At 71.1% G+C, this 21,061-nt stretch carries 20 protein-coding genes; 1 reads left to right on the forward strand and 19 read right to left on the reverse strand.

Going from position 1 to position 21,061, the window contains the following annotated elements; all coding sequences use genetic code 11:
- Nucleotides 1-77: 77 nt before the first annotated feature.
- The 19 genes from AB0N80_RS13845 to AB0N80_RS13935 all read right to left on the reverse strand — a co-directional run bounded on the left by AB0N80_RS13845 (nucleotide 78) and on the right by AB0N80_RS13935 (nucleotide 20,582).
- Nucleotides 78-1,661, reverse strand: coding sequence for an MBL fold metallo-hydrolase (locus tag AB0N80_RS13845; RefSeq protein ID WP_363579019.1), 1,584 nt, complete (start codon nucleotides 1,659-1,661; stop codon nucleotides 78-80).
- 125 nt (nucleotides 1,662-1,786) lie between these two features.
- Entirely contained in the window at nucleotides 1,787-2,317 is a 531-nt protein-coding gene (locus AB0N80_RS13850) for a putative immunity protein (protein ID WP_315995758.1), read from the reverse strand.
- Between the two features lie 80 nt (nucleotides 2,318-2,397).
- Nucleotides 2,398-2,529 carry a hypothetical protein gene (locus tag AB0N80_RS13855; protein ID WP_363579020.1) on the reverse strand — a complete coding sequence of 44 codons (132 nt, stop codon included), beginning with the start codon at nucleotides 2,527-2,529 and terminating at the stop codon, nucleotides 2,398-2,400.
- A 123-nt stretch (nucleotides 2,530-2,652) separates the two neighbouring features.
- Complete coding sequence (locus AB0N80_RS13860; RefSeq protein ID WP_363579021.1) at nucleotides 2,653-3,204, reverse strand: hypothetical protein; 552 nt, start codon at nucleotides 3,202-3,204, stop codon at nucleotides 2,653-2,655.
- Nucleotides 3,205-3,268: 64 nt separating this feature from the next.
- Nucleotides 3,269-6,220: a DEAD/DEAH box helicase gene (locus tag AB0N80_RS13865; protein WP_363579022.1), complete on the reverse strand. Its 2,952-nt coding sequence runs from the start codon at nucleotides 6,218-6,220 to the stop codon at nucleotides 3,269-3,271.
- A gap of 391 nt (nucleotides 6,221-6,611) precedes the next feature.
- Entirely contained in the window at nucleotides 6,612-7,022 is a 411-nt protein-coding gene (gene nusB / locus AB0N80_RS13870; RefSeq protein ID WP_298872920.1) for a transcription antitermination factor NusB, read from the reverse strand.
- A gap of 18 nt (nucleotides 7,023-7,040) precedes the next feature.
- Nucleotides 7,041-7,601 carry an elongation factor P gene (gene efp, locus AB0N80_RS13875; RefSeq protein ID WP_315995754.1) on the reverse strand — a complete coding sequence of 187 codons (561 nt, stop codon included), beginning with the start codon at nucleotides 7,599-7,601 and terminating at the stop codon, nucleotides 7,041-7,043.
- Between the two features lie 72 nt (nucleotides 7,602-7,673).
- On the reverse strand, nucleotides 7,674-8,132 hold the full coding sequence (locus tag AB0N80_RS13880) for a type II 3-dehydroquinate dehydratase (RefSeq protein WP_363579023.1): 459 nt from the start codon (nucleotides 8,130-8,132) through the stop codon (nucleotides 7,674-7,676).
- Between the two features lie 72 nt (nucleotides 8,133-8,204).
- Nucleotides 8,205-8,741 carry a GNAT family N-acetyltransferase gene (locus tag AB0N80_RS13885; protein WP_315995752.1) on the reverse strand — a complete coding sequence of 179 codons (537 nt, stop codon included), beginning with the start codon at nucleotides 8,739-8,741 and terminating at the stop codon, nucleotides 8,205-8,207.
- Nucleotides 8,738-9,814: a 3-dehydroquinate synthase gene (gene aroB, locus AB0N80_RS13890; protein WP_315995751.1), complete on the reverse strand. Its 1,077-nt coding sequence runs from the start codon at nucleotides 9,812-9,814 to the stop codon at nucleotides 8,738-8,740. The genes AB0N80_RS13885 and aroB overlap by 4 nt, the downstream gene beginning before the upstream one ends.
- Nucleotides 9,811-10,299, reverse strand: a complete 489-nt coding sequence (locus tag AB0N80_RS13895; protein ID WP_315995904.1) for a shikimate kinase — start codon at nucleotides 10,297-10,299, stop codon at nucleotides 9,811-9,813. Before AB0N80_RS13895 ends, aroB begins: the two co-directional genes overlap by 4 nt.
- 73 nt (nucleotides 10,300-10,372) lie before the next feature.
- Nucleotides 10,373-11,599: a chorismate synthase gene (aroC, locus tag AB0N80_RS13900; protein WP_363579024.1), complete on the reverse strand. Its 1,227-nt coding sequence runs from the start codon at nucleotides 11,597-11,599 to the stop codon at nucleotides 10,373-10,375.
- 4 nt (nucleotides 11,600-11,603) lie between these two features.
- Entirely contained in the window at nucleotides 11,604-12,440 is an 837-nt protein-coding gene (locus tag AB0N80_RS13905; protein ID WP_363579025.1) for a shikimate dehydrogenase, read from the reverse strand.
- A complete protein-coding gene (mltG, locus tag AB0N80_RS13910; RefSeq protein WP_363579026.1) occupies nucleotides 12,434-14,170 on the reverse strand; it encodes an endolytic transglycosylase MltG in 1,737 nt (578 codons plus the stop codon). The genes AB0N80_RS13905 and mltG overlap by 7 nt, the downstream gene beginning before the upstream one ends.
- 1 nt (nucleotide 14,171) lies before the next feature.
- Nucleotides 14,172-14,645 carry a Holliday junction resolvase RuvX gene (ruvX, locus tag AB0N80_RS13915; protein WP_363579027.1) on the reverse strand — a complete coding sequence of 158 codons (474 nt, stop codon included), beginning with the start codon at nucleotides 14,643-14,645 and terminating at the stop codon, nucleotides 14,172-14,174.
- Nucleotides 14,642-17,311, reverse strand: a complete 2,670-nt coding sequence (alaS, locus tag AB0N80_RS13920) for an alanine--tRNA ligase (protein WP_363579028.1) — start codon at nucleotides 17,309-17,311, stop codon at nucleotides 14,642-14,644. Before alaS ends, ruvX begins: the two co-directional genes overlap by 4 nt.
- Nucleotides 17,312-17,376: 65 nt before the next feature.
- Nucleotides 17,377-17,664 (reverse strand): ATPase, encoded by a 288-nt coding sequence (locus AB0N80_RS13925; RefSeq protein ID WP_315995745.1) that lies wholly within the window; start codon nucleotides 17,662-17,664, stop codon nucleotides 17,377-17,379.
- Nucleotides 17,665-18,357: 693 nt separating this feature from the next.
- Nucleotides 18,358-18,987 (reverse strand): 30S ribosomal protein S4, encoded by a 630-nt coding sequence (rpsD, locus tag AB0N80_RS13930; protein ID WP_076675537.1) that lies wholly within the window; start codon nucleotides 18,985-18,987, stop codon nucleotides 18,358-18,360.
- Nucleotides 18,988-19,172: 185 nt separating this feature from the next.
- On the reverse strand, nucleotides 19,173-20,582 hold the full coding sequence (locus AB0N80_RS13935; protein ID WP_363579029.1) for a replication-associated recombination protein A: 1,410 nt from the start codon (nucleotides 20,580-20,582) through the stop codon (nucleotides 19,173-19,175).
- Nucleotides 20,583-20,696: 114 nt separating this feature from the next.
- On the opposite strand from AB0N80_RS13935, the gene AB0N80_RS13940 reads away from it, so the two are divergent.
- On the forward strand, nucleotides 20,697-20,975 hold the full coding sequence (locus AB0N80_RS13940; RefSeq protein ID WP_363579030.1) for a dioxygenase: 279 nt from the start codon (nucleotides 20,697-20,699) through the stop codon (nucleotides 20,973-20,975).
- Nucleotides 20,976-21,061: the final 86 nt, after the last annotated feature.

Consider the following 21,061-nt stretch of genomic DNA (forward strand, 5'->3'; position numbering starts at 1 on the left):
CGGCGCGTCGGTTCGTGCGTGTTCGTCGGGATGATATGGTCTCGCGCGGTGTCGTCGGACCGGGATCCCGACAGGCGTCAGCCCGCGGCGACCTCGGCGGCGACGCGCTCTCCGCTCGGAGTCGTGCGCACGCGCGACGAGCGGATGGGATGCCCCGTCGTCGTCAGGCAGCGACCCGTCTCGAGGTCCCACTTCCAGTCGTGCAGCGAGCACGTCAGCACGCCGTCCTCGATCTTGCCGGTCTTCGTCAGGTCGGCGCGCAGGTGCGGGCAGCGACGCTGCACGGTCCAGTCGCCGATCTCGGCATCCTCGGTCTGGTCCGACTGCTCGGCGTACCAGTTCTCGACGTACTCGATGCGGTCGCGAGAGAGGCACTTGAGGAACGTCGTGAGGAACTCGTTGAACTTGCCCGAGCGACCGACCTCGAACTGCATCGACAGGAAGATCGAGTTCGACCAGTCGATCTCGTGGTCGCGGATGTTCGTCGAGACGAGGTCGGCGGGGATGGTGTACCAGTAGATGCACTCCTCCCCCGCGTACTCGCGCAGCTTCGCCTTGGGGAAGTCCACGACCATGTCGAGCTCACCGATGCGGAAGCGCACCATGCCGCCCACGCCGTTGCGGATCGTGCGGGCGCGACGCAGCAGCGGCTCCCACCACTCCTTGAGGGCGGCGAGCATCTCGGCGGGCGGGATGATGTCCGCGCGGGTCGCCTCTTCGGCCCGCACCTCGGCCTGGCGGCTGTCGCGCTGCTCGGCGAGGTAGTCCCACTTGTCGCCGAAGACGCGCTCGATCTCGGCATCCGTGTACAGCGTCTGCGTCACCGTGACGTCGGAGCCCTGCACCTCGACCTCGGTGCCGGGAAGGAACAGATAGCCCTTCTGGTCGGGGCGCTGCTCCTTCATGTGCGCGAGGAACTCGCGCTGGTCGGTGAAGATCGAGTCGTTCTCGAGGCCCGTGCCGTTGTAACGGAACAGCTCTTCACGCAGGAACATGGGCGGGCCCGCCATCGGGAACACGTGCTCGGCGTCGACCTTGTCGATGTAGTACATCGCGCGCTTGTTCTGCGCGTCGCGCTTGAGCTGGGCGAAGTTCTGCTTGGCATCCTGGGGAAGGTCGTAGACCATCGGCCACCAGATCGCGCCCGAGACCTGGGTGAAGTACGCGTCGGGCTTGCCGAAGTCGAACAGCTTCTCGAGATCCAGCGGGTGGGAGTCGTTCTGATTGAGGACCGAGGCGGTGCCGTCGTCGAGCGAGAGCGACGAGTCGCCGATCGGACCGTCGGAGGGGGCGCGCAGCGGCGTCACCATGAGCTTCAGGTCGCCGAACTGCAAAGGCACGCCCGCTTCGGTGCGGACGAGGTTCGTGTAGCCGAGGCCGAGGAGGTCCTGCTCGAGGTCGTCGGTCGGGTACTCGGGCAGGAGCACCTTGATGTCCTTCGGCACGTAGCGCTCGAGCAGAGCCGGATCGAAGTGATCGCGGTGACGGTGCGAGATGTAGAGGAAGTCCGCCTTGCCGAAGCGTTCCCAGTCGAGGGCACGGTTGTCGGGGAACGGGAACCACGAGCCGAAGAAGCTCGGACCGAGGACGGGGTCGCAGATGATGCTGCCGCCGCGCGTCTCGATGAACATTCCCGCGTGGCCGAGGCCGGTGATTCTCATGTCGCTCCTGTGTCGTGGACGGAACCTGACGAGTCTACGCGGGGGTTGCTGCGAGGCCGCGGGGTGCCGCGGCGGTTCGAGAGACGAACGGATGCCACGGCCCTCCCTCGCGGATCGCTCGCGGGTCAGCGGGCTGTGAGCGCCGTCTGGAGGAAGCGGATGTTCTCGCCGAGGACGCCCGAGGCGAGAAGTCCCGATCCCAGTGGCCCGGAGGGATCCTCCCCGAGCCGGGGAAGCAGCGACAATGCGTTTCGCGTGTCGACGTCGAGACGGGCGACCTGCCACGCGAGTTCGGCGGCCCCGCCGCGACCGGGATCGGCGAGCTCGGCGGCCTTCGCCGCGAAGGCCGCGGCGCCGAGGGCATGGGCACCCATGTGCGCAACGCCCGCCGCCTGCCCCGCCGCCCACGCGGCGGCCTTTCCCACCGCGGTGGTCGCCGACTGGGAGGCGCGTCCGGCCACGAAACGCCGGCGGATCTCCCCCGCGGCGTCCAGCTCGCCTCGCGAGAAGGCTCGCGCTCGCCGGATGCCGTCGCGCGCCCGGTCATCGAGCGGGGCCTCCGCCTCGAACAGGGGGAGAACCCGCTCGGCGCAGTCGGCCGCCCACGCCGCCACCCTTCGTCGGTCGTTCTCGCTGAGCGATTGCGGGGAGAGCACGCGAGTACCCTCTCACACACCGCGGATCGGTGCCGCGCGATGGTACCCCGCGCCCGACGACCCCTTCGCACGCCCCGGAGTCACGGTCCCAACAACCCCCGGATGTCAGCCGCGTCCAACGACGCGGCGAACGCCTCGCCGTCATCGATGACCGTGTCGAAGAGGGCCGCCTTGAGGCGCTGGAGCGCGAGCACTCTCTCTTCGATCAGCATGCGCAGCAGCGTCAACGACCCAAACACGATGAATCGCTGACGATCGAGATCGTTGACCAGCCCGAGTTCGTCACCGGCGAGCTGTGGTGAGTCGCGACGGGTCCTAACGCCATCCCGCGTTCGTCAGTCGACGATGTCGTCGACCGGGGGCAGATCGGCGTACGCGTGAGCGACAAACGGATCGGCCGGATAGACCTCGTTCCGGCCCGCGATCAGTCGGCGCAAGGAGAATTCACCGATCGAGGCGACAGCGACGTGCACGTCTGCGGCGCGATCGACGCAGCAGGTGATCGTCACGCCCTCAACGGCGGTGGCCACGGCTGGGAACGGTCGACCGTCGACGACCACGGTCGCGGCGTTCCACCGTGTGTCGTCCTCGGCGAGCCTCAGCACCTCGTCGACGGGGGTCGCCGGTGCGAAGACGCGAAAGGCCGAGAGCAGCAATGCTCCCGTGGCACGGGCTTCCGCTACCTCGTTCCACCGGGATGAGGCCACCAGCGCGGAGTCGCGCTCGGTCTTCGCCGCGAGTGTCACATCTGTGGCGGGCGCGGTCACGGGGCCGTTCCAGCCGCTCAGCCACCGCCGTGGCGGCGCTCCTCCGGCTCTGAACACCGCTTCGTACAGAGGAAAGGCGGGCGGATGGTAGCCGGGCTCAAGCGCCTCGGTGTGCGTCATGACGTCGTCCGCCTCTTCCCTCCCCGTCGAGTAGCGACGGGGCTCCGACACTATCCGGCTCGCGTCACGGTCCCAACAACCCCCGGACGTCAGCCGCGTCCAACGACGCGGCGAACGCCTCGCCGTCATCGATGACCGCGTCGAAGAGGGCCGCCTTGCGGCGCTGGAGCGCGAGGACCTTCTCTTCGATCGTGCCCGAGGCGATGAGCCGGTAGACGAAGACGCTCTTGTTCTGCCCGATGCGGTGCGCACGGTCGATCGCCTGGGCCTCGGCCGCGGGATTCCACCAGGGGTCGAGGACGAAGACGTAGTCCGCCTCGGTCAGCGTCAGTCCGAATCCCCCGGCCTTGAGGCTGATGAGGAAGACGGGCGCCTCCCCCGCGCGGAAGCCCGCGACCACGTCTCCGCGCCGAGCGGTGCCGCCGTCGAGATGGGCGTATGCGAGGCCGGCGGCATCCAGTCTCTCCGCCGCCATGTCGAGGAAAGAGGTGAATTGGCTGAACACCAGTGCACGGTGCCCCTCGGCCGCGACCTCCACGAGGCGCTCCAGCAGCACGTCGAGCTTGGCGGAGCCCAGGTGCGCGTCGCGATCGTCCACGAGCCCCGGTGCCAGCGCCAGCATGCGCAGCAGCGTGAGCGAGCGGAACACGATGAACCGCTGTCGGTCGAGATCGTCGAGCAGTCCGAGGACTTTCTGCCGCTCCCTCTGCAGCACACGGTCGTAGACCGCCCGATGCGCGGGGTCGAGCGGCACCGCGATCTCCTGCTCCTGTTTCGGGGGCAGATCGGAGGCCACCACGTCTTTCGTGCGCCGGAGGAGGAAAGGGCGGACCCGACGGCGCAGACGTTCGAGGGTCTTCTCTCGGTGCGCGCCCGCGGCCGCGGCCGACAGATCGGTGGGGGCGTCCGACGGCAGCTGCTCGATCGCGCGGGTGTAGTCCTCCCGGAACTGCCGGATCGAGGGGAACAGCCCGGGCGCCGTCAGCGCGAGCAGCGCCCACAGGTCGTCGAGACCGTTCTCGATGGGTGTTCCGGTGGCCGCGAACACGGCGTCGGTGCGGAGCGCCGCGATCGCGCGGTGGATGCGCGTGGCCGGGTTCTTCACGAACTGGGCCTCGTCGAGCACCACGCCCGACCAGTGCGGTGCGGCGAACTCCTCGGCATCCGTTCGGACGACGCCGTAGGACGCGACGACGACGTCGACGTCCGCCGCGATCTCGGCGATGGCCCGGTCGCGGCGCACCGCGGTCGCCTCGATGACGGCGACCCGCAGGCCCGGGGCGAATCGTGCGGCCTCATCGCGCCAGGTCGGCAGCACCGAGGTCGGGGCGACGACGAGCCACGGTCGTGCGTCGCCGCGCGCGCGGCTGTGCGCGATGAGCGCGAGCAGCTGCAGGGTCTTTCCGAGGCCCATGTCGTCGGCGAGGATGCCGCCGAGTCGGTGCGCGTGCAGCAGCGCGAGCCACGACAGGCCCTCGCGCTGGTAGGGACGCAGTTCGGCGCGGAACCCGGTCGGGGTCGGGACCTCGGGCACCTCGCTCACGTCGCGCAGCGCCCGCGCGAGCTCTCGCCACTCGACCGCCGCCTCGGACTGATCGGCGAGGTCCTCGAACTCCGCCCACAGTGCGAGGTGCGTGCGGGGCAGGCGCGGTCCCGTCTCCCACTCGTCGAGCGTCGCGGCCTCCTCGAGCAGCTCGCGCAGACGCTGCAAAGCCGGGTGCGCGAGCGAGAACCAGGCACCGTCCGACAGCTTGATGCGCGTCCGGCCCCGCGAAAGGGCGCTGAAGAGCACGCCGAACGGGATCAGGCGGCCCTCGATCGTCACGACGATGCCGAGATCGAGCCAGTCCCGGTCGAGCGACTCGACGGCCGTGATGCGCAGGGACGGATCGCCGCGCAGCTCGCGGAACGTGGGTTGCGTGCCGCGCGTGCGCACCCGCACCTCGTCGAGCACGTCGACGGCGGGAAGAACCCGCGCGCCGAAGACCGCGGCATCCGCATCCCGCAGGGTCGCCCTCGCGAGGGCGGGCAGATCGGATGCCGCCATCCACGCCGTCTCGAACCGTTCGCCGATCTGCGCCTCGGCGCGCGGATCGCGCTCGGCGTGGTCGCCCCGATCGTCGTACGCGGCCCGGAACCCGCCCGGGTAGACCCAGTCGAGCCGGTACTCGACGGCGTCGTCGTCGAGATAGGAGACGTCGACCGTCAGCGTCGGTCGCGCCGGCGGCGGCGGGGGGACGCCCGCGCCGACGGACAGCGGGGCGCGTCGCGCCAGTCGCGGGTACACCTCCGCCACGAACTCCGTCGCCTCGGTCGCGGGCACCTCGACGGCGGCTCCGCCGAGCAGGGCGGGCAGCGGCACCGGAAGGTCGACGGCCGCGAGCACGATCGGCACCGGGTCGCGATCGATCTCGAAGGCGAAGAGCCCCGCGGTGCCGATGGCGCGCGCGTGGGTCGCGTCGACGGGACGCGTGTCGATCTCGAGGTCGGCCGACAACCGCAGTGCTCCCCCGCCGACCGCGTCGAGCGCGACCCGGGCGGTCGCCGTGCGCGCGAGGCGCACGCTCTGCTGCGGATGCATCGGGACGATCCGGATGCCGAGCCCCTCGGCCGCGAGAAGGTGCGGCCAGAGCAACGGCGAGTCGACGGTGTCGAGGGCGACCGTGTCGCCGGACGGGGCGAACGGTCCCGTCGTCCGCAGAGCCTGCGCGAGGGCGTGCAGCTCGGCGAACCAGCGCACCTGCATGGGGTCGAAACGGCCGGAGGATCGGCGAACGGTGTCCCAGGTGGCATCCGCCTTGATCCACGCCTCGCGTGCGCCTTGGACGAGCGGACGGGCGACGAGCTGCAGGTCGTCCTGGCGCTGGGCGAGCAGGCGCGGCGTCACCGGCACGACGGCACGGGCCTCCCACCGGGACGGGTCGTACGCCTCGCGCTGGCGCAGCTCGATGCCGAGGGCGAGCGGCTCGAACGCGGCCGTCTCGCTCCCGGGAAGCAGCTCGCGCCAGGAGGTCACGGGAGCATCCTGCCGCGAACCTCCGACAGGGGGCGGCGGACCGGCCGCGCGAGACCGTTCCGTTCGCGCCGAGAAACGCCCTCGAGCTCGAGGAACGCGGCGACATCGCGTTTTTCGGTGGCGACAGCGTTTATCGATGCCGCGGCGGCTTCTCCGCACCGCGCGCCGCCGGACGCCCCGCCGCCCTGCATGGCGCCGGAGGCCGCAGCGACCCCGCCGCCCTGCATGGCGCCGGACGCCGCAGCGACCCCGCCGCACCGCGCACCGCGATCCTCTGCGCGCAGACGCCGTGACATCCGGTCCCACAGCACGCCCCGGCACTCCACCCGGAAACGCCACGACGCGGTCACCGGCGGGCAGCCGGGACCGCGTCGCATCGCGTCAGCCGCGCTCAGGACGAACGGGCGATGCGCGCGAGAACGCCGTGCACAAACGAACCGGAGTCGTCGGTGGAGAACTCCTTCGCCAGCTCGACTGCCTCGTCGATCGCGACGGCGGTGGGCACCTCGTCGTTGTAGAGGATCTCCCACGTGCCGATCCGCAGCAGCGCCCGGTCGACGGCCGGCATGCGCTGCAGCGACCAGTCCTTGGCGAACGTGGTGATCTGCTCGTCGATCGCATCGCGGTTGTCGATCACGCCGTCGACGATGTCGCGGGCGTACAGCCACGAGGCCTGACGGTCGGGCTCGGAGGCCGCGCGCTTGGCCTCGGTGGCCAGCATCACGGGCAGCTCCTCGCCGCGCACGTCGGCCTGGAACAGGATGTCGAGGGCGCGCTTGCGCGCCTTGGTACGAGCACTCATTCTGTCGGGATCGAGACGTCAGCTGATGCGGCCGAGGTACTCGCCCGTGCGAGTGTCGACCTTGATCTTGGTGCCGGTCTCGAGGAACAGCGGAACCTGCATCTCGTAACCGGTCTCGACGGTGGCGGGCTTGGTGCCGGCCGACGAGCGGTCGCCCTGCAGACCGGGCTCGGTGTACGTCACCTCGAGGATGACCGACGGCGGCAGCTCGATGTAGAGCGGGTTGCCGTTGTTCAGCGCGATCTGCACCTGCTGGTTCTCGAGCAGGAAGTTCGCCGCGTCGCCGACGGTCGCCGCTCCCACGGTGATCTGGTCGTAGTCGGCGACGTCCATGAAGACGAAGCCTTCGCCGTCGTTGTAGAGGTAGGTGAAGTCGCGACGGTCGACGTTCTCGAGGTCGATCTTGGCGCCGGCGTTGAACGTGCGGTCGACGACCTTGCCGCTCATGACGTTCTTGAGCTTGGTGCGCACGAAGGCGCCGCCCTTGCCGGGCTTGACGTGCTGGAACTCCACGACGCTCCAGAGCTGACCGTCGATGTTCAGGACGACGCCGTTCTTGATGTCTGCGGTGGATGCCATGAGTGCCGATATTCCGTTTCGTGAGTCGAAGTGGGCGAGAGCCCGACGTCAGAGTCTACGTGATGAGCGGGCTCAGCCGTCGGCGCGGCCCGAGATGACCTCCACGAGCAGGTCGACGGCTCGCGCGTATCCGGGTACGCCCTCGCCGATCACGTGCACCGCGGCGACGTCCTCGATGTACGAGAAGTGCCGGAACGCCTCGCGCTCCTTGATGTTCGAGATGTGCACCTCGGCGACGGGGAGATCGACGGATGCCAGGGCGTCGCGCAGCGCGACGGAGGTGTGTGTGTACCCCCCGGCATTGATGACGATGCCCGCGCAGTCGAGCCGGGCGGCGTGGATCGCGTCGATGAGGACGCCCTCGTGGTTGCTCTGGATCGCGCGGACCTCGAGGCCGTGCCGGCCAGCGGCCTCGGCCGTCACGCGTTCGACGTCGGCGAGGGTGTCGCGGCCGTAGATCTTGGGCTGACGGGTGCCGAGGAGGTTCAGGTTGGGGCCGTTGACGAGGAGCAGTCGGCGGGGCGTGGTCATGTCCCGCACGCTATCAGCGGCCTCCCGTTGCGCTCGTCCGACGGGAGCGTCGGCCGGCCGGCCCGGGGCGTGTCACAGTGTGCGAAGCGACCGGCTCATCGCGAGCTCGTCGCCGATGGGGCTCGTGAAGGTCTCGCCCGTCGGCACGAAGCCGGCGCGGCGGTAGACGGCCTGGGCCCGGGCGTTGTCGACGTGCACGTCGAGCGAGAGCGTCTCGAATCCCTGATCGGCGCTCCAACGCGCCGCGGCGTCGAGCAGGGCGTCGATCGCGCCGGATCCGCGATGTGCGGGATCGACGTAGACCCCCACGACGTCGGCGCGTCCCGTGGTGAGTCGTCGCCCGGTGTGGTCGACGTCGCCCGCGCGCCGGACGAGCACCGTGCACGTGCCGATCCACGTGTCGGCGCTCTCGGCCACGAACATCGCGGCGGAGTCGCCGTCGGCGCCGCCCGCCGCTCGCTCGTCCCAGAACGCCTGGTCCCGCTCGAGCTCCTGGTCGTAGGTCGTGAGGAACGCGATGGATGCCGCCGGGTCGCCGACCGCGCGCAGCCGCAGCTCACGGACGCGTCCGCCCTCCCCCGCGCGCACGCGGCGCACGGAGGTGGTCACGCACCGACCTCCTGGTAGGCCGCGAACAGCAGCGACTCGTCGGGTGCCTGCAGCACGGTGGGCCGCGCCAGGTCGTCGAGCACGATGAAGCGCAGCATGCTCCCGCGGCTCTTCTTGTCGCGCTGCATCGTCGCCTTCAGCGTCTGGAACGCCCCGGCGCGGTAGGTCGTCGGCAGCCCCAGCGACTCGAGCACGGTGCGGTGCCGCTGCGCGACGTCGTCCGACAGGCGCCCGGCGAGGCGCGACAGCTCGGCGGCGAACACCATGCCCACCGAGATCGCCGCCCCGTGACGCCAGCGGTAGCGCTCGGCATGCTCGATGGCGTGGCCGAGGGTGTGCCCGTAGTTCAACACCTCGCGAAGGCCCGCCTCGCGCAGGTCTTCACCGACGACGCGCGCCTTCATGTCGATCGCGAGCTCGACGCAGCGGCGGAACGCGTCGCCCTTCGGATCGACGATGCCCGTCGGGTCGGCCTCGATGAGATCGAGGATCTCGGGATGCCAGATGAAGCCCGCCTTGACCACTTCGGCGAAGCCGGCGGTCGCCTCGTTCTTCGAGAGGGTGTCGAGCAGGTCGAGGTCGCAGACCACGGCCACGGGCGGCCAGAACGCACCGACCAGGTTCTTGCCTTCGGCGGTGTTGATGCCGGTCTTCCCGCCCACGGCGGCGTCGACCATGCCCAGAACGGTGGTCGGGACCTGCACGAGGGCGACCCCGCGCAACCAGGTCGCCGCGACGAAGCCCGCGAGGTCGGTCACGGCTCCCCCGCCGAAACCGACCACGACGTCGGTGCGCGTGAAGTCGGCTTGGCCCATGACCTGCCAGCAGAACGCGGCGACCTCGACGCGCTTGCCCTGCTCGGCATCGGGGATCTCGGCCAGCAGTACCTGGCGATCGCCCACCAGCTGCGCGCGCAGAGCCTCGGCCTGCGCAGCAAGGGTGGGTGGGTGCACCACGAGCACCTTCCGGGCGGCGGCGGGCAGCTTCTCGCCCAGCGCGGCCAACAGGCCCCGGCCGATCGTGATGTCGTAGCCGGGGTCGCCGGCGACGCTGATCGTGGTGGTGTCGCTCATGATGTCTCCTGGGCCGGGACGCTCTGCGCCCAGGCCACGATGTCGTCGACGACGCGGGACAGGGGCCCCGACGACGTGTCGATGGTGATGTCGGCCGTGGCCTCGTAGACGGGGCGCCGCTCGTCGTAGATGCGCCGCCAGCGTTCGACGGGGTCTTCGCCCCCGAGGAGGGGCCGATCGTCGCCGTGGATACGGGATGCCACCACGTGCGGCGCCACGGTGAGCAGGACGACGCGATGCGCGGTGAGGCGTTCCCGCGTCGCGGGGTCGAGCACCGCTCCCCCGCCGAGCGCGACGACGCCCCCGCGGCCCAGCGCCTCGACGACCGCGTCGCGTTCGAGCGCGCGGAAGTGCGCTTCGCCGTGGACGAGGAACAGGTCTCGGATCGGCCCGTGCTCGCGCACGACGAGCTTGTCGGTGTCGGTGAAGGGGGTGCCCAGGGCGCGGGCGACGCGGCGCCCCACGCTGGTTTTCCCGGCGCCCATCGGACCGATGAGCACGACGGCCGAACCGGTCCCGGTCACCGGCGTACGGTCGTCGGCTCCGGCGGGAGCCTGCTCAGGCGAGGTCATGCGCGAGAAGCGCGGCGTCCGACGCGTCGGTCGTGCGCAGGGTCTCGGGCAGGTTCGCGAGGTACAACTCGAGGTTGCGGCGGGTCTCGGCGACGTTGTCGCCCCCGAACTTCTCGAGGACGGCATCCGCGAGGGTCACCGCGACCATGGCTTCCGCGACGACGCCCGACGCGGGCACCGCGCAGACGTCTGAGCGCTGGTGGTGCGCGGCGGCGGTGTCGCCGGTGGCGACGTCGACCGTACGCAGGGCCTTGGGGATCGTCGCGATCGGCTTCATGCCGGCGCGTACGCGCAGCACGGTGCCGGTCGACATGCCGCCCTCGGTGCCGCCGGCACGGTCGGACGATCGGGTGATGCCGTCTTCGGTGGCGAACAGCTCGTCGTGCGCCTGAGAACCGCGGCGCGTCGTGGTGAGGAAGCCGTCGCCGACCTCGACGCCCTTGATGGCCTGGATGCTCATGAGCGCCTGGGCGAGGCGGGCGTCCAGACGGCGGTCCCACTGCACGTGCGAGCCGAGCCCCGGGGGCAGGCCGTACGCGAGCACCTCGACGATGCCGCCGAGCGTGTCGCCCGCCTTCTTCGCGTCGTCGACCTCGGCGACCATCGCCGCACTGGTGTCGGCGTGGAAGCACCGCAACGGATCGGCGTCGAGCCGGTCGACGTCGTCGGGCGTGGGCAGTGCGGCGTCGTCGGGCACGCGCACGGGACCGATTGAGAGCGTGTGGCTGACCAGGCGGATGCCGAGCTCGCTGAGGAACGAACGGGCCACGGCGCCCAGGGCGACGCGTGCTGCGGTCTCGCGGGCGGAAGCGCGCTCGAGGATGGGGCGGGCCTCGTCGAAGCCGTACTTCTGCATACCGACGAGGTCGGCGTGGCCGGGGCGGGGGCGCGTGAGCGCGGCTCCGCGTCCGCGGGAGCGGTCGGACAGCTCGACGGGCTCGGGGCTCATGACCTCGGTCCACTTCGGCCACTCGGTGTTGCCGATGCGCAGGGCGATCGGGCTGCCGATCGTGAAGCCGTGCACGATGCCCGTCGACAGCGTCAGCTCGTCTTCTTCGAACTTCATGCGCGAGCCGCGACCGTACCCGAGTCGACGGCGCGCCAGTTCGGCGCGGATCTGGGCCGAGGAGACCGGGACACCGGCCGGCATCCCCTCCATGAGGGCGATCAGTTCGGGGCCGTGGGACTCGCCGGCGGTGAAGACGCGAAGCATTCGTCTAGTCTCCCACGAGCGCGATGCGCATTGCGGCCAGCACCTCGTCCTCGTGGACGAGTGGCTGCGCAGGGTCACCGGCGACGAAGACGCGCACCTGCAGCAGTGCCTGGTGCAGCAGCATCGTGAGCCCGTCGTGCGCGGCCACCCCGGCGCTCTCCCAGGCCCGCGCCAGAGGTGTGGGCCAGCCGCCGTAGACGACGTCGACGAGGGGCCCGGACGTGGACGCCAGCGCCCCCGCGAGGGCGCCGAGGTCGGTGCCGCCGGGCAGGGCGGCGATGGTGGTGTCGACCTGGACGTGATCCGGCGCGTCGAGAGGCGCGGTCCGCACCGCGACGCCCAGGAGCGCCCCCAGTTCGGCGAGGACCGCTGCCGCTTCGGGGCGTCGAGCCCGTACCTCCACCTCGACCGCTCCGGCGCGGGCCGCCGAGACGAGGGCCGAGGTCGCCGTCGCTCCCGCGCCCAGCACGCGCACGCGCTCGGGTCGGCGCACGCCGACCTCGTCGAGGGCGCGGGCGAGTCCGCCCACGTCCGTGTTGAAGCCGTGGGCTCCCCCGTCGGTCAGCAGGTAGGTGTTGACGGCGCCGGTTAATCGCGCGTCATCGTCGAGGGTGGTGGCCCGGGCGGCCGCGACGTGCTTCAACGGCATCGTCAACGACAGGCCGCGCCAGGTGGCGTCCAACCCGTCGACCTCCGTGGCGAAGGTCGCCTCGTCGACGCGTCGCCGTCCATACTCCCAGTCGAGTCCGAGCACGCCGTACGCGGCGGCGTGCAGCCGGGGCGACCGCGAATGCGCGATCGGGTCGCCCCAGACGGCCAACCGGGTGGCGTCGGTCAGCATCCGCCGTCGGGGTTCTCGCGACACCACGCACGGAACTGGTCCACGGCCTTCAACTGGTCGGCGTAGGTCGTCGAGAACACCGTCTCGCCGGTGGCGAGGTTGACGGTGGTGAAGTAGTACCACGAGCCGTCCACCGGCTTCATCGCCGCGTCGATCGCGAGATCGCCGGGGTTGGCGATGGGCCCGATCGGCAGACCCGGGCGCACGTAGGTGTTCCACGGGTTGTCGCTGGTGAGCGCGTTCTCGGACGACGACGACGACCCGGCATCCAGTTCTCCCGCGCCGTACTGGGCGGTCGAGTCCATCTGCAGCAGGCCGTGGGTCTCGGTGTTGTCGGGCTGGAGGCGGTTCTCGATCACTCGCGAGACCTTGTAGAAGTCCTCGCTGCTGCGCGCCTCGCGTTCGATGATCGACGCGACGATGAGGATGCGCTCCCGGTCGGACTCCGGGACCCCCGCGGCGTCGAGCGACTGGATGGTGCGCTGCACCATGCGTTCGATGACCTGCTGGGCGGTGACGCCCTCGTCGAAGTCGTAGGTCGCCGGGAAGATCCACCCCTCGAGCGTCGAGGCGGGCACGCCGTACACCGACGGGTCGGCGGCGGCGGCGTCGAGATCGGCGCGCGGGATGCTCAGCTGCTCGGAGATGACGTCGAGCGACTGCGTCAGGGTGAGCCCCTCGCGCAGCTGCACGGAGTAGTCCAGACGGCTCGCGGGGTCGCGGAGAGCGGCGAGGACCGCCTCCGACGTCATCTGCTGCTGCAGCTTGTAGACGCCCGGCTGGAAGGTGAAGGCGACGGAGTTGTCGACCATGTACTTGTAGAGCGAATTCGAGGCCTTCGTGATGCCGGCCTCGAACAGCTTCGGTGAGACGGACTCCCCCGTGTCGCCCGAGACGATGGTGACGCGGGCCTCGCCCGTGGCCTGCCCCGCCTCGTAGTCGAGGGGCTCGCCGTTGCCCAAGAACGCCTGGATGCGATCGCCGTAGGTGTTCCAGACGACCATGCCGCCCGCGGCGATGCCGCCGAGCAGCACCAGGACCACGGCGAGGGCGATCCAGCCGCCGACGCGACGGCGCTTCTTGGGGGCGCGGGGCGCGGCGTGGCCGATCTCGTGGGTCGTGGTCTGGCCGGTGAAGAGGTCTTCGAGCGACCCGGAGGCCATGCCGGCGGCACCCGGAGCGGGGCGTCCGGCCGTCGCGGAACCGATCAGCGCCGGCTGCGCCTCGCGGGAGACGTCATCGATCGTCGCCGGCGCGCTCGTCCGGCGGGGTCCGGGCGCGGATGCTCCGCCGTCACGTGCGACGTCCGAGGATGAGGCGGATGCCGTGGCTGCGGCCGCGTCGGTGGCTCGCGGCGCGGACGCGGGCTCGGTGGCGCGGGGCGCCGGGGTGGGTGCGGCGGTGCGCGGCGCGGGCTCGGCGGCACGCGGCGCGGGCATGCGCTCCGCGGCGCGGGTGGGCTCCGGCGCGGAGGTCTCCTCCGGCGCGCGTCGCGCCGCGTCGAACCGGGGCGCCGGGGCGGCGGCACCGTCCGGGGCGGGGGCCGCGGCGACGGCGGGTGTCGTGTCGGTCGGGCCGGTCTGCGCGCGGCGCGCCTCACGAGCAGCGCGACGCGAGGGCGGAGCGGCGTCGGCCGAATCGTCGGCCGCGCGCGCGCCGCTGCGCGGGTCGGGCAGGCGACCGTACAGGTCGGCGAACGGATCGCTCTCGGGGGGCTGGTTCTCGGGCATGTCAGGCGGGCTCCTGTCCCGGTGATACGGCGGGTCCGGCCGGCTCGCCGGACTGTCGCTCCACGTCGAGCGCCTGCTGCAGCAGCACCACAGCGGCGACTTGATCCACAATGCTACGAGAGTCGCGCTGGGAACGACCTGCCTCCCGCAGCACGCCGTGCGCCGACACGGTGCTCAGTCGCTCGTCGACCAGCCGCACCGGTATGGGCACAGCGGATGCGAGCTGCTCGGCGAATCTCCGTGCATCGGTGGTCGACGGGGTGTCCTCCCCGCGGAGGTTGAGCGGCAGACCCACCAGCACCTCGAACGCCTCGTACTCGGCCGCCAGTGCGGCGATCCGGCGCACCGGCTCGCCTTTGCGCGGCACCGTCTCGACGGGCACGGCCAGCACGCCGTCCGGGTCCGAGCGGGCGACGCCCACGCGGGCGCGCCCGACGTCGATCCCCAGACGGATGCCGCGTCGGAACTCCGTCACGCGGTCGTCGCCCGCACGTCGGCGACGATGCCGTCGAGCGCCTGCGGCAGGGCCGCGGCATCCGTTCCGCCTCCCTGCGCGACGTCGGGACGACCGCCGCCGCCGCCGCCGAGCACGGCGGCTGCGGCCTTCGCGAGGGCACCGGCGGCGAGACCGCGCTCGCGTGCCGCGTCGTTCGTGACGACGACGACCGTCGCGCGGCCGCCGGCGACCGAACCGAGGGCGACGACCGCGGGGTCGCTGCCGAGGCGGTCGCGCACCTGCAGGGCCAGGGAGCGCACGTCGTCGGCCGAGGCGCCCTCGCCGAGACTCTGCGCCACGACCTTGACGGTGCCGACGGCCACCGCCGACTCCACCAGCTGCGGCAGGCGGCCGGTGAGGGCCTGTGCCTCGAAGGCGGCGATCTTCTTCTCGGCGGCCTTGAGGCTCGCGGCGAGCTCGGCGATGCGGTTGGTCAACTGCTCGCGCGGTGTCTTGAGCGACGTCGACAGCTGCGAGACGATCGCGCGCTCCGCGGCGAGGTCACGGAAGGCGTCGAGGCCGACGAGCGCCTCCACGCGTCGGTTCGAGGCGCCGACCGACTGCTCGCCCACGAGGTTCACGAGGCCGATCTCGGCGCTGCGCGCGACGTGCGTCCCGCCGCAGAGCTCGCGCGACCACGGGCCGCCGATGTCGACCATGCGCACGGTGTCGCCGTACTTCTCGCCGAACAGGGCCATGGCGCCCGCGGCCTTCGCCTCGTCGAGCGACATCACGCGCGTGGTGACCTCGAGGTTGTCGCGGACGGCGTTGTTGGCGATGTCCTCGATCTCGGTGCGGGTCTCGGCAGAGAGCGCCGAGCCCCAGCTGAAGTCGAAGCGCATGTAGCCGGCACGGTTGAGCGACCCGGTCTGCGTCGCGGTCTTGCCGAGAGTGTCGCGAATCGCCGCGTGCACGAGGTGCGTGGCGGTGTGCGCCTGCTGCGCCGCGTGGCGGTTGAGTCCGTCGACGACGGTGGTGGCGGGTGCGCCCACGGCGACCTCACCGGTGGTCACCTCGACCGTGTGGCTGACCAGACCCGGCACGGGACGCTGCACGTCGAGCACCTCGAGCTCGTAACCCGGGCCCACGATGACGCCCTTGTCGGCGACCTGGCCGCCGGATTCTGCGTAGAGGGCGGTCTCGGCCAGGATGACCTCGGCGATCTGACCCTCCGAGGCGCGGTCGGTCCCCTGCCCCTGGACCAGGATGCCGAGGACTTTCGACTCGGTCTGCAGCTCGGTGTATCCGGTGAACACGGTCTCGCCGAGCGCGCGGAACTCGCGGTACGCGCTCTGGTCGGCGATGGCACCCTTGCGGGCACGCGCATCGGCCTTGGCACGCGTGCGCTGCTCCAGCATGAGCTGGTCGAACGCGCCGCGGTCGACCGACAGCCCGGCCTCTTCGGCGATCTCGAGCGTGAGGTCGATCGGGAAGCCGTACGTGTCGTGCAGCAGGAACGCCTCGGAGCCCGACAGCGTCGTGCCGCCGCCGGTCTTGGCCTCGGCGACCGACTGGTCGAGGATCGCGGAGCCGGCCGCGAGGGTGCGGAGGAACGTCTGCTCCTCGGCGATCGCGTAGGCCGAGAGACGGGCGTAGTCGGTCTCGACCTCGGGGTACGACTCCTTCATCGCGTCGCGCGAGGCCGCGAACAGCTCGGGGAAGGTCGCGCCCTCGACGCCGAGCAGGCGCATCGAGCGGATCGCCCGACGCATGATGCGCCGCAGGATGTAGCCGCGGCCCTCGTTCGAGGGGGTCACTCCGTCGGCGAGCAGCATGAGCGACGAACGCACGTGGTCGGCGACGATGCGCAGGCGCACGTCGTCCTCGTGCGACTCGGCGCCGTACGCCTTGCCGGCCAGCTTCGCCGCCAGGTCGAGCACGGGGCGCACCTGGTCGGTCTCGTACATGTTGTCGACGCCCTGCTTGATGAACGCGATGCGTTCGAGGCCCATGCCGGTGTCGATGTTCTTCGCGGGGAGCTCTCCGACGATGTCGAAGTCGTACTTCGAGCGCACGTTCGTGATCTCGTACTGCATGAACACGAGGTTCCAGATCTCCACGTACCGGTCGTCGTCGGTCGCGGGACCGCCGTCGATGCCGTAGTCCGGACCGCGGTCGAAGAAGATCTCCGAGCAGGGGCCCGCGGGGCCGGGAAGGCCCGTCGACCAGTAGTTCGTGTCCTTCCCGAGGCGCTGGATGCGCTCGTCGGGCAGGGTGCTGAGCTTCAGCCAGAGGTCGCGAGCCTCGTCGTCCTCCTCGTAGACGGTGACCCAGAGGTCCTTCGGGTCGAAGGCCAGGCCGCCCTCGGACTCGGGCGCGGTCAACAGTTCCCAGGCGAAGCGGATCGCGTCTTCCTTGAAGTAGTCGCCGAACGACCAGTTGCCGAGCATCTGGAAGAACGTGCCGTGCCGCGGGGTCTTGCCGACCTCTTCGATGTCGTTGGTGCGGATGCACTTCTGCACGTCCGCCGCACGCGGGTAGGGCGGCGGCACGACGCCGCTGAGATACGGGATGAAGGGCACCATGCCCGCCACGGTGAACAGCAGGGCCGGGTCGTCGGTGACGAGCGAGGCCGAGGGGACGATCGTGTGGTTCTTCTTCTCGAAGAAGTCGAGGAAGCGCTGGGCGATCTCGGCGGTTTTCATGGCGGGTCTTTCCGTGCGCGTGCGGTGGCCGACCCCGGGTCATCGGGGGCCGGATGCCGGGGAGGTCAGTCGGTCGAGGATGCCGCGGTCTTCGCGGAGGCGGCGGCGTCGCCGATCGCCTCGGAGGCCCGGTCGACCGCGGAGGCGGCGACGCCCTTGGCGTCGTCGATGATCTCCGACAGGCGGGTCTCCTGCTGGTGGTAGGCGTCGCTCATGTGGTCGGTGAACTCCCCGATCCGCGAATCGAGCTGGGCGAGCAACTCCTGACCGCGGGGGTCCTTGTTGACGAGATGCGCGGCGACGAATCCGCCGGCGATCCCCAGCGCGAACCAGAAGAGGCTTTTCACGATCACGACTTCTTCCTCGAGGCGACGCCGCGGTCGCGGCATCCTTCATCGTAGGCGACGGCCCCCGTGCCTCGTGCAAGAGACCTGTGGATGCCGACTCCCCGGAGTCCACCGCGTACCGGACGCGACCGCACACTCGCGTGGGTGCCGACCGGGGCAGCAGGACCGGCACCTCTGCGTGCGATTGCCGCGGGTGGTCGGTGGCTCGGTGAGGGGCGGCATTCTGGGGCGAGCTAGCGCGTGGCGTCTTCGTTCGTTTGGCGCGGGTGGTCGGTGGCTCAGCGGGAGCCGGCGATCCGGGGCGAACGAGCGCGCGGCGTCTTCGTTCGGGTTGCCGCGGGTGGTCGGTGGCTCGGTGAGGGGCGGCGTTCTGGGGCGGTCGAGCGCGCGGCGTCTTCGTTCGTTTGCCGCAGATGGGCGGTGGGGCCGGGCATGATCCGCCCTCGGGCAATCGAACGGCGGCGATCGATGTTCGCCGCACACTGCAGCGTCAGCTCCGCAGGCCGCCAACGGCCCCAGAAGCGACAAGGGGCCGCGCGTGAGCGCGACCCGGACGGCAGAGAGTCGCGCGAGAGCGCATCCCAGACGACAGAGGGCCGCGCGAGAGCGCGACCCGGACGACGGAGGGCAGCGCGAGAGCGCGTCCTGAAACCGCGAAGGGCGCCGGGAGAACCCGACGCCCTTCTCTGCTCGCTGGGATCAGCGGGCGGCGTAGTACTCGACGACGAGCTGCACGTCACACGTGACGGGCACCTCGGCGCGCTTGGGGCGACGCACGAGCTTCGCCTGCAGCGTCGAGAGGTCGACCTCGAGGTAGCCCGGGACGGGGGGCAGCACTTCGGCGTGCCCGCCGGCGGCGGCGACCTGGAAGGGCTCGAGACCCTCGCTCTTGGGCTTGACGTGGATCTGCTGACCCGGCTTCACGCGGAACGACGGGCGGTCCACGAGCTGGCCGTCGACCATGATGTGGCGGTGCACGACGAGCTGACGGGCCTGCGCGGTGGTGCGGGCGAAGCCCGAACGCACGACGAGGGCGTCCAGACGCATCTCGAGCAGCTCGACCAGGTTCTCACCGGTCAGGCCGTCGGTGCGGCGGGCCTCGTTGAACGCGATGCGCAGCTGCTTCTCGCGGATGCCGTACTGCTCGCGCAGACGCTGCTTCTCGCGCAGACGGACGGCGTAGTCGCTGTCGGCCTTGCGCTTGGTGCGACCGTGCTCGCCGGGAGCGTAGGGACGCTTCTCGAGGTAGCGGGCGGCCTTGGGGGTGAGTGCGACGCCGAGGGCGCGCGACAGACGCACCTTGCGGCGGTCCTGAGACTTCGTGGTCACGAAGTTCTCCTTCCGGTGACGTGGCCGCGCCTTTCACGGCTCACGGGCGTATCGCCCCCTTCCGCCCGATCCGACGCGCACGCCGGGGCGCGTCGGAAGGTGATCACAGAAAGGAGGGGATGCCCGAAAACCCTGTTTCGAGCCGGTTCATGCTATCAGAGCGCCCCGGGGAACCCCTGCACGCGTCACTTCCCCTCGAGGATGCGTCTGATCTTCTCCAACCGCGCCGATACGTCGCGTTCGGTGCCGTGGGTGGTCGGCTCGTAATACCGGCGCCCGCGGAGTTCGTCGGGAAGGTACTGCTGGGCGACGATGCCGATCTCGCTGTCGTGGGCGTACTTGTATCCCTTGCCGTGTCCGAGCCGCTTGGCGCCCGGGTAGTGGGCGTCGCGCAGGTGCATCGGCACGCGCCCGAACCCGCCGGCTCGCACATCGGCGATCGCGGCGTTGATGGCGTTGTACGCGGCGTTCGACTTGGCCGTGGTCGCGAGGTAGATCGTCGCCTCGGCGAGCGGGATGCGCCCTTCGGGCATACCGATGAAGGCGACGGCGTCTGCGGCGGCCACGGCGATCTGCAACGCCTGCGGGTCGGCCATGCCGATGTCCTCCGCGGCGGAGATGATCAGTCGGCGCGCGATGAACCGGGGGTCTTCGCCTGCCTCGATCATTCGCGCGAGGTAGTGGATCGCGGCATCCGGGTCGGAGCCGCGCACCGACTTGATGAAGGCGCTGATGACGTCGTAGTGCTCGTCGCCCTGGCGGTCGTAACGGAGCAGAGCGCGATCGACGGCCTGCGCGATGTGGTCGGCCGTGATGACGGGTGGCTCCGTCTCCGTCAGCTCGAACGGGGCCCCGTCGTCGTCCTCGTCGTCCTCGTCCCCTCCCGAGCGGGTGACGTCGCTCGGGGATCCCCCGTCGTCGCCCGCGACCGACGCAGCGGCCTCGAGCGCGGTGAGCGCGCGGCGCGCGTCGCCGGATGCCAGTCGCACGAGTGCGGCTCGGGCGTCGTCGTCGAGCACGACGCGTCCGGCGAGACCGCGCGGGTCGGTGACCGCGCGATCGACGAGCGCGCCCAGGTCGTCGTCGCCGAGCGGGCGCAGGGTCAGCAGCAGCGACCGCGACAGCAGGGGCGAGATGACCGAGAACGACGGGTTCTCGGTGGTCGCCGCGATCAGCACCACCCACCCGTTCTCGACGCCGGGGAGGAGGGCGTCCTGCTGCGCCTTGGTGAAGCGGTGGATCTCGTCGAGGAACAGGATGGTGGACTGTCCGTACAGATCGCGCTGCGTCAGCGCCTCCTGCATGACCTCCCGCACGTCTTTCACCCCTGCGGTGATGGCCGAGAGCTCCACGAACCGTCGCCCCGACGAGCGCGCGATGGCCTGAGCCAGGGTCGTCTTGCCGGTGCCGGGCGGACCCCAGAGGATGACGGACACCGCAGCCCCGGATGCCGAGGAATCGGTGGTGGCGAGGGTGACGAGCGGCGACCCGGGGCGCAGCAGATGCCCCTGACCCGCCACCTCGTCGAGGCTCACCGGGCGCATCCGGACCGCGAGCGGCGTCTGGCCCTGGAACAGCGCGGAGGAGGGTGTCACCCCTCCAGGCTAACCGCGGCCTCCGACACCGGTCCCGAGCGCGGCGGCCCCGCGGACGCCTGCTCGCGGGCTTTGTAGGATCGAGGAGCCCGGTGGCGGGCGGAGGAGGTCGATGTGGCGACGCGCGGGAAAGACCGGCAGACGCGGGAACAACGCGAGCGAGCCCGCGCCTATCAGGTCCGCGTCGCCCTTCACGAGCGTCAGCGCCGCCGTCGCACCCGCGACGACGTGCTCGGCGTCGTGATCGGTCTCGTCGTCATCGCCGGGGCGGTCGGTGCGCAGACGGCGTACTTCGTCGCCGGCCCGGGCGCGCCCGCACCGGCGCAGAGCCCGTCTGCACCCGTGACCGAGTCGCCCGCGTCGCCGACCACAGCTCCGACGACGGCTCCCTGACCCGCCGCCTCGTCGGCGGCGAGAAGGTCGACGCCTATCCCCCGCGGTCCACGCACCTGTGGCGGCGCGGCCGCTCGTACTAGGCT

Origin of the sequence: Microbacterium sp. NPDC089188, assembly GCF_040685155.1 — a bacterium.
Taxonomy (GTDB): domain Bacteria; phylum Actinomycetota; class Actinomycetes; order Actinomycetales; family Microbacteriaceae; genus Microbacterium; species Microbacterium galbum.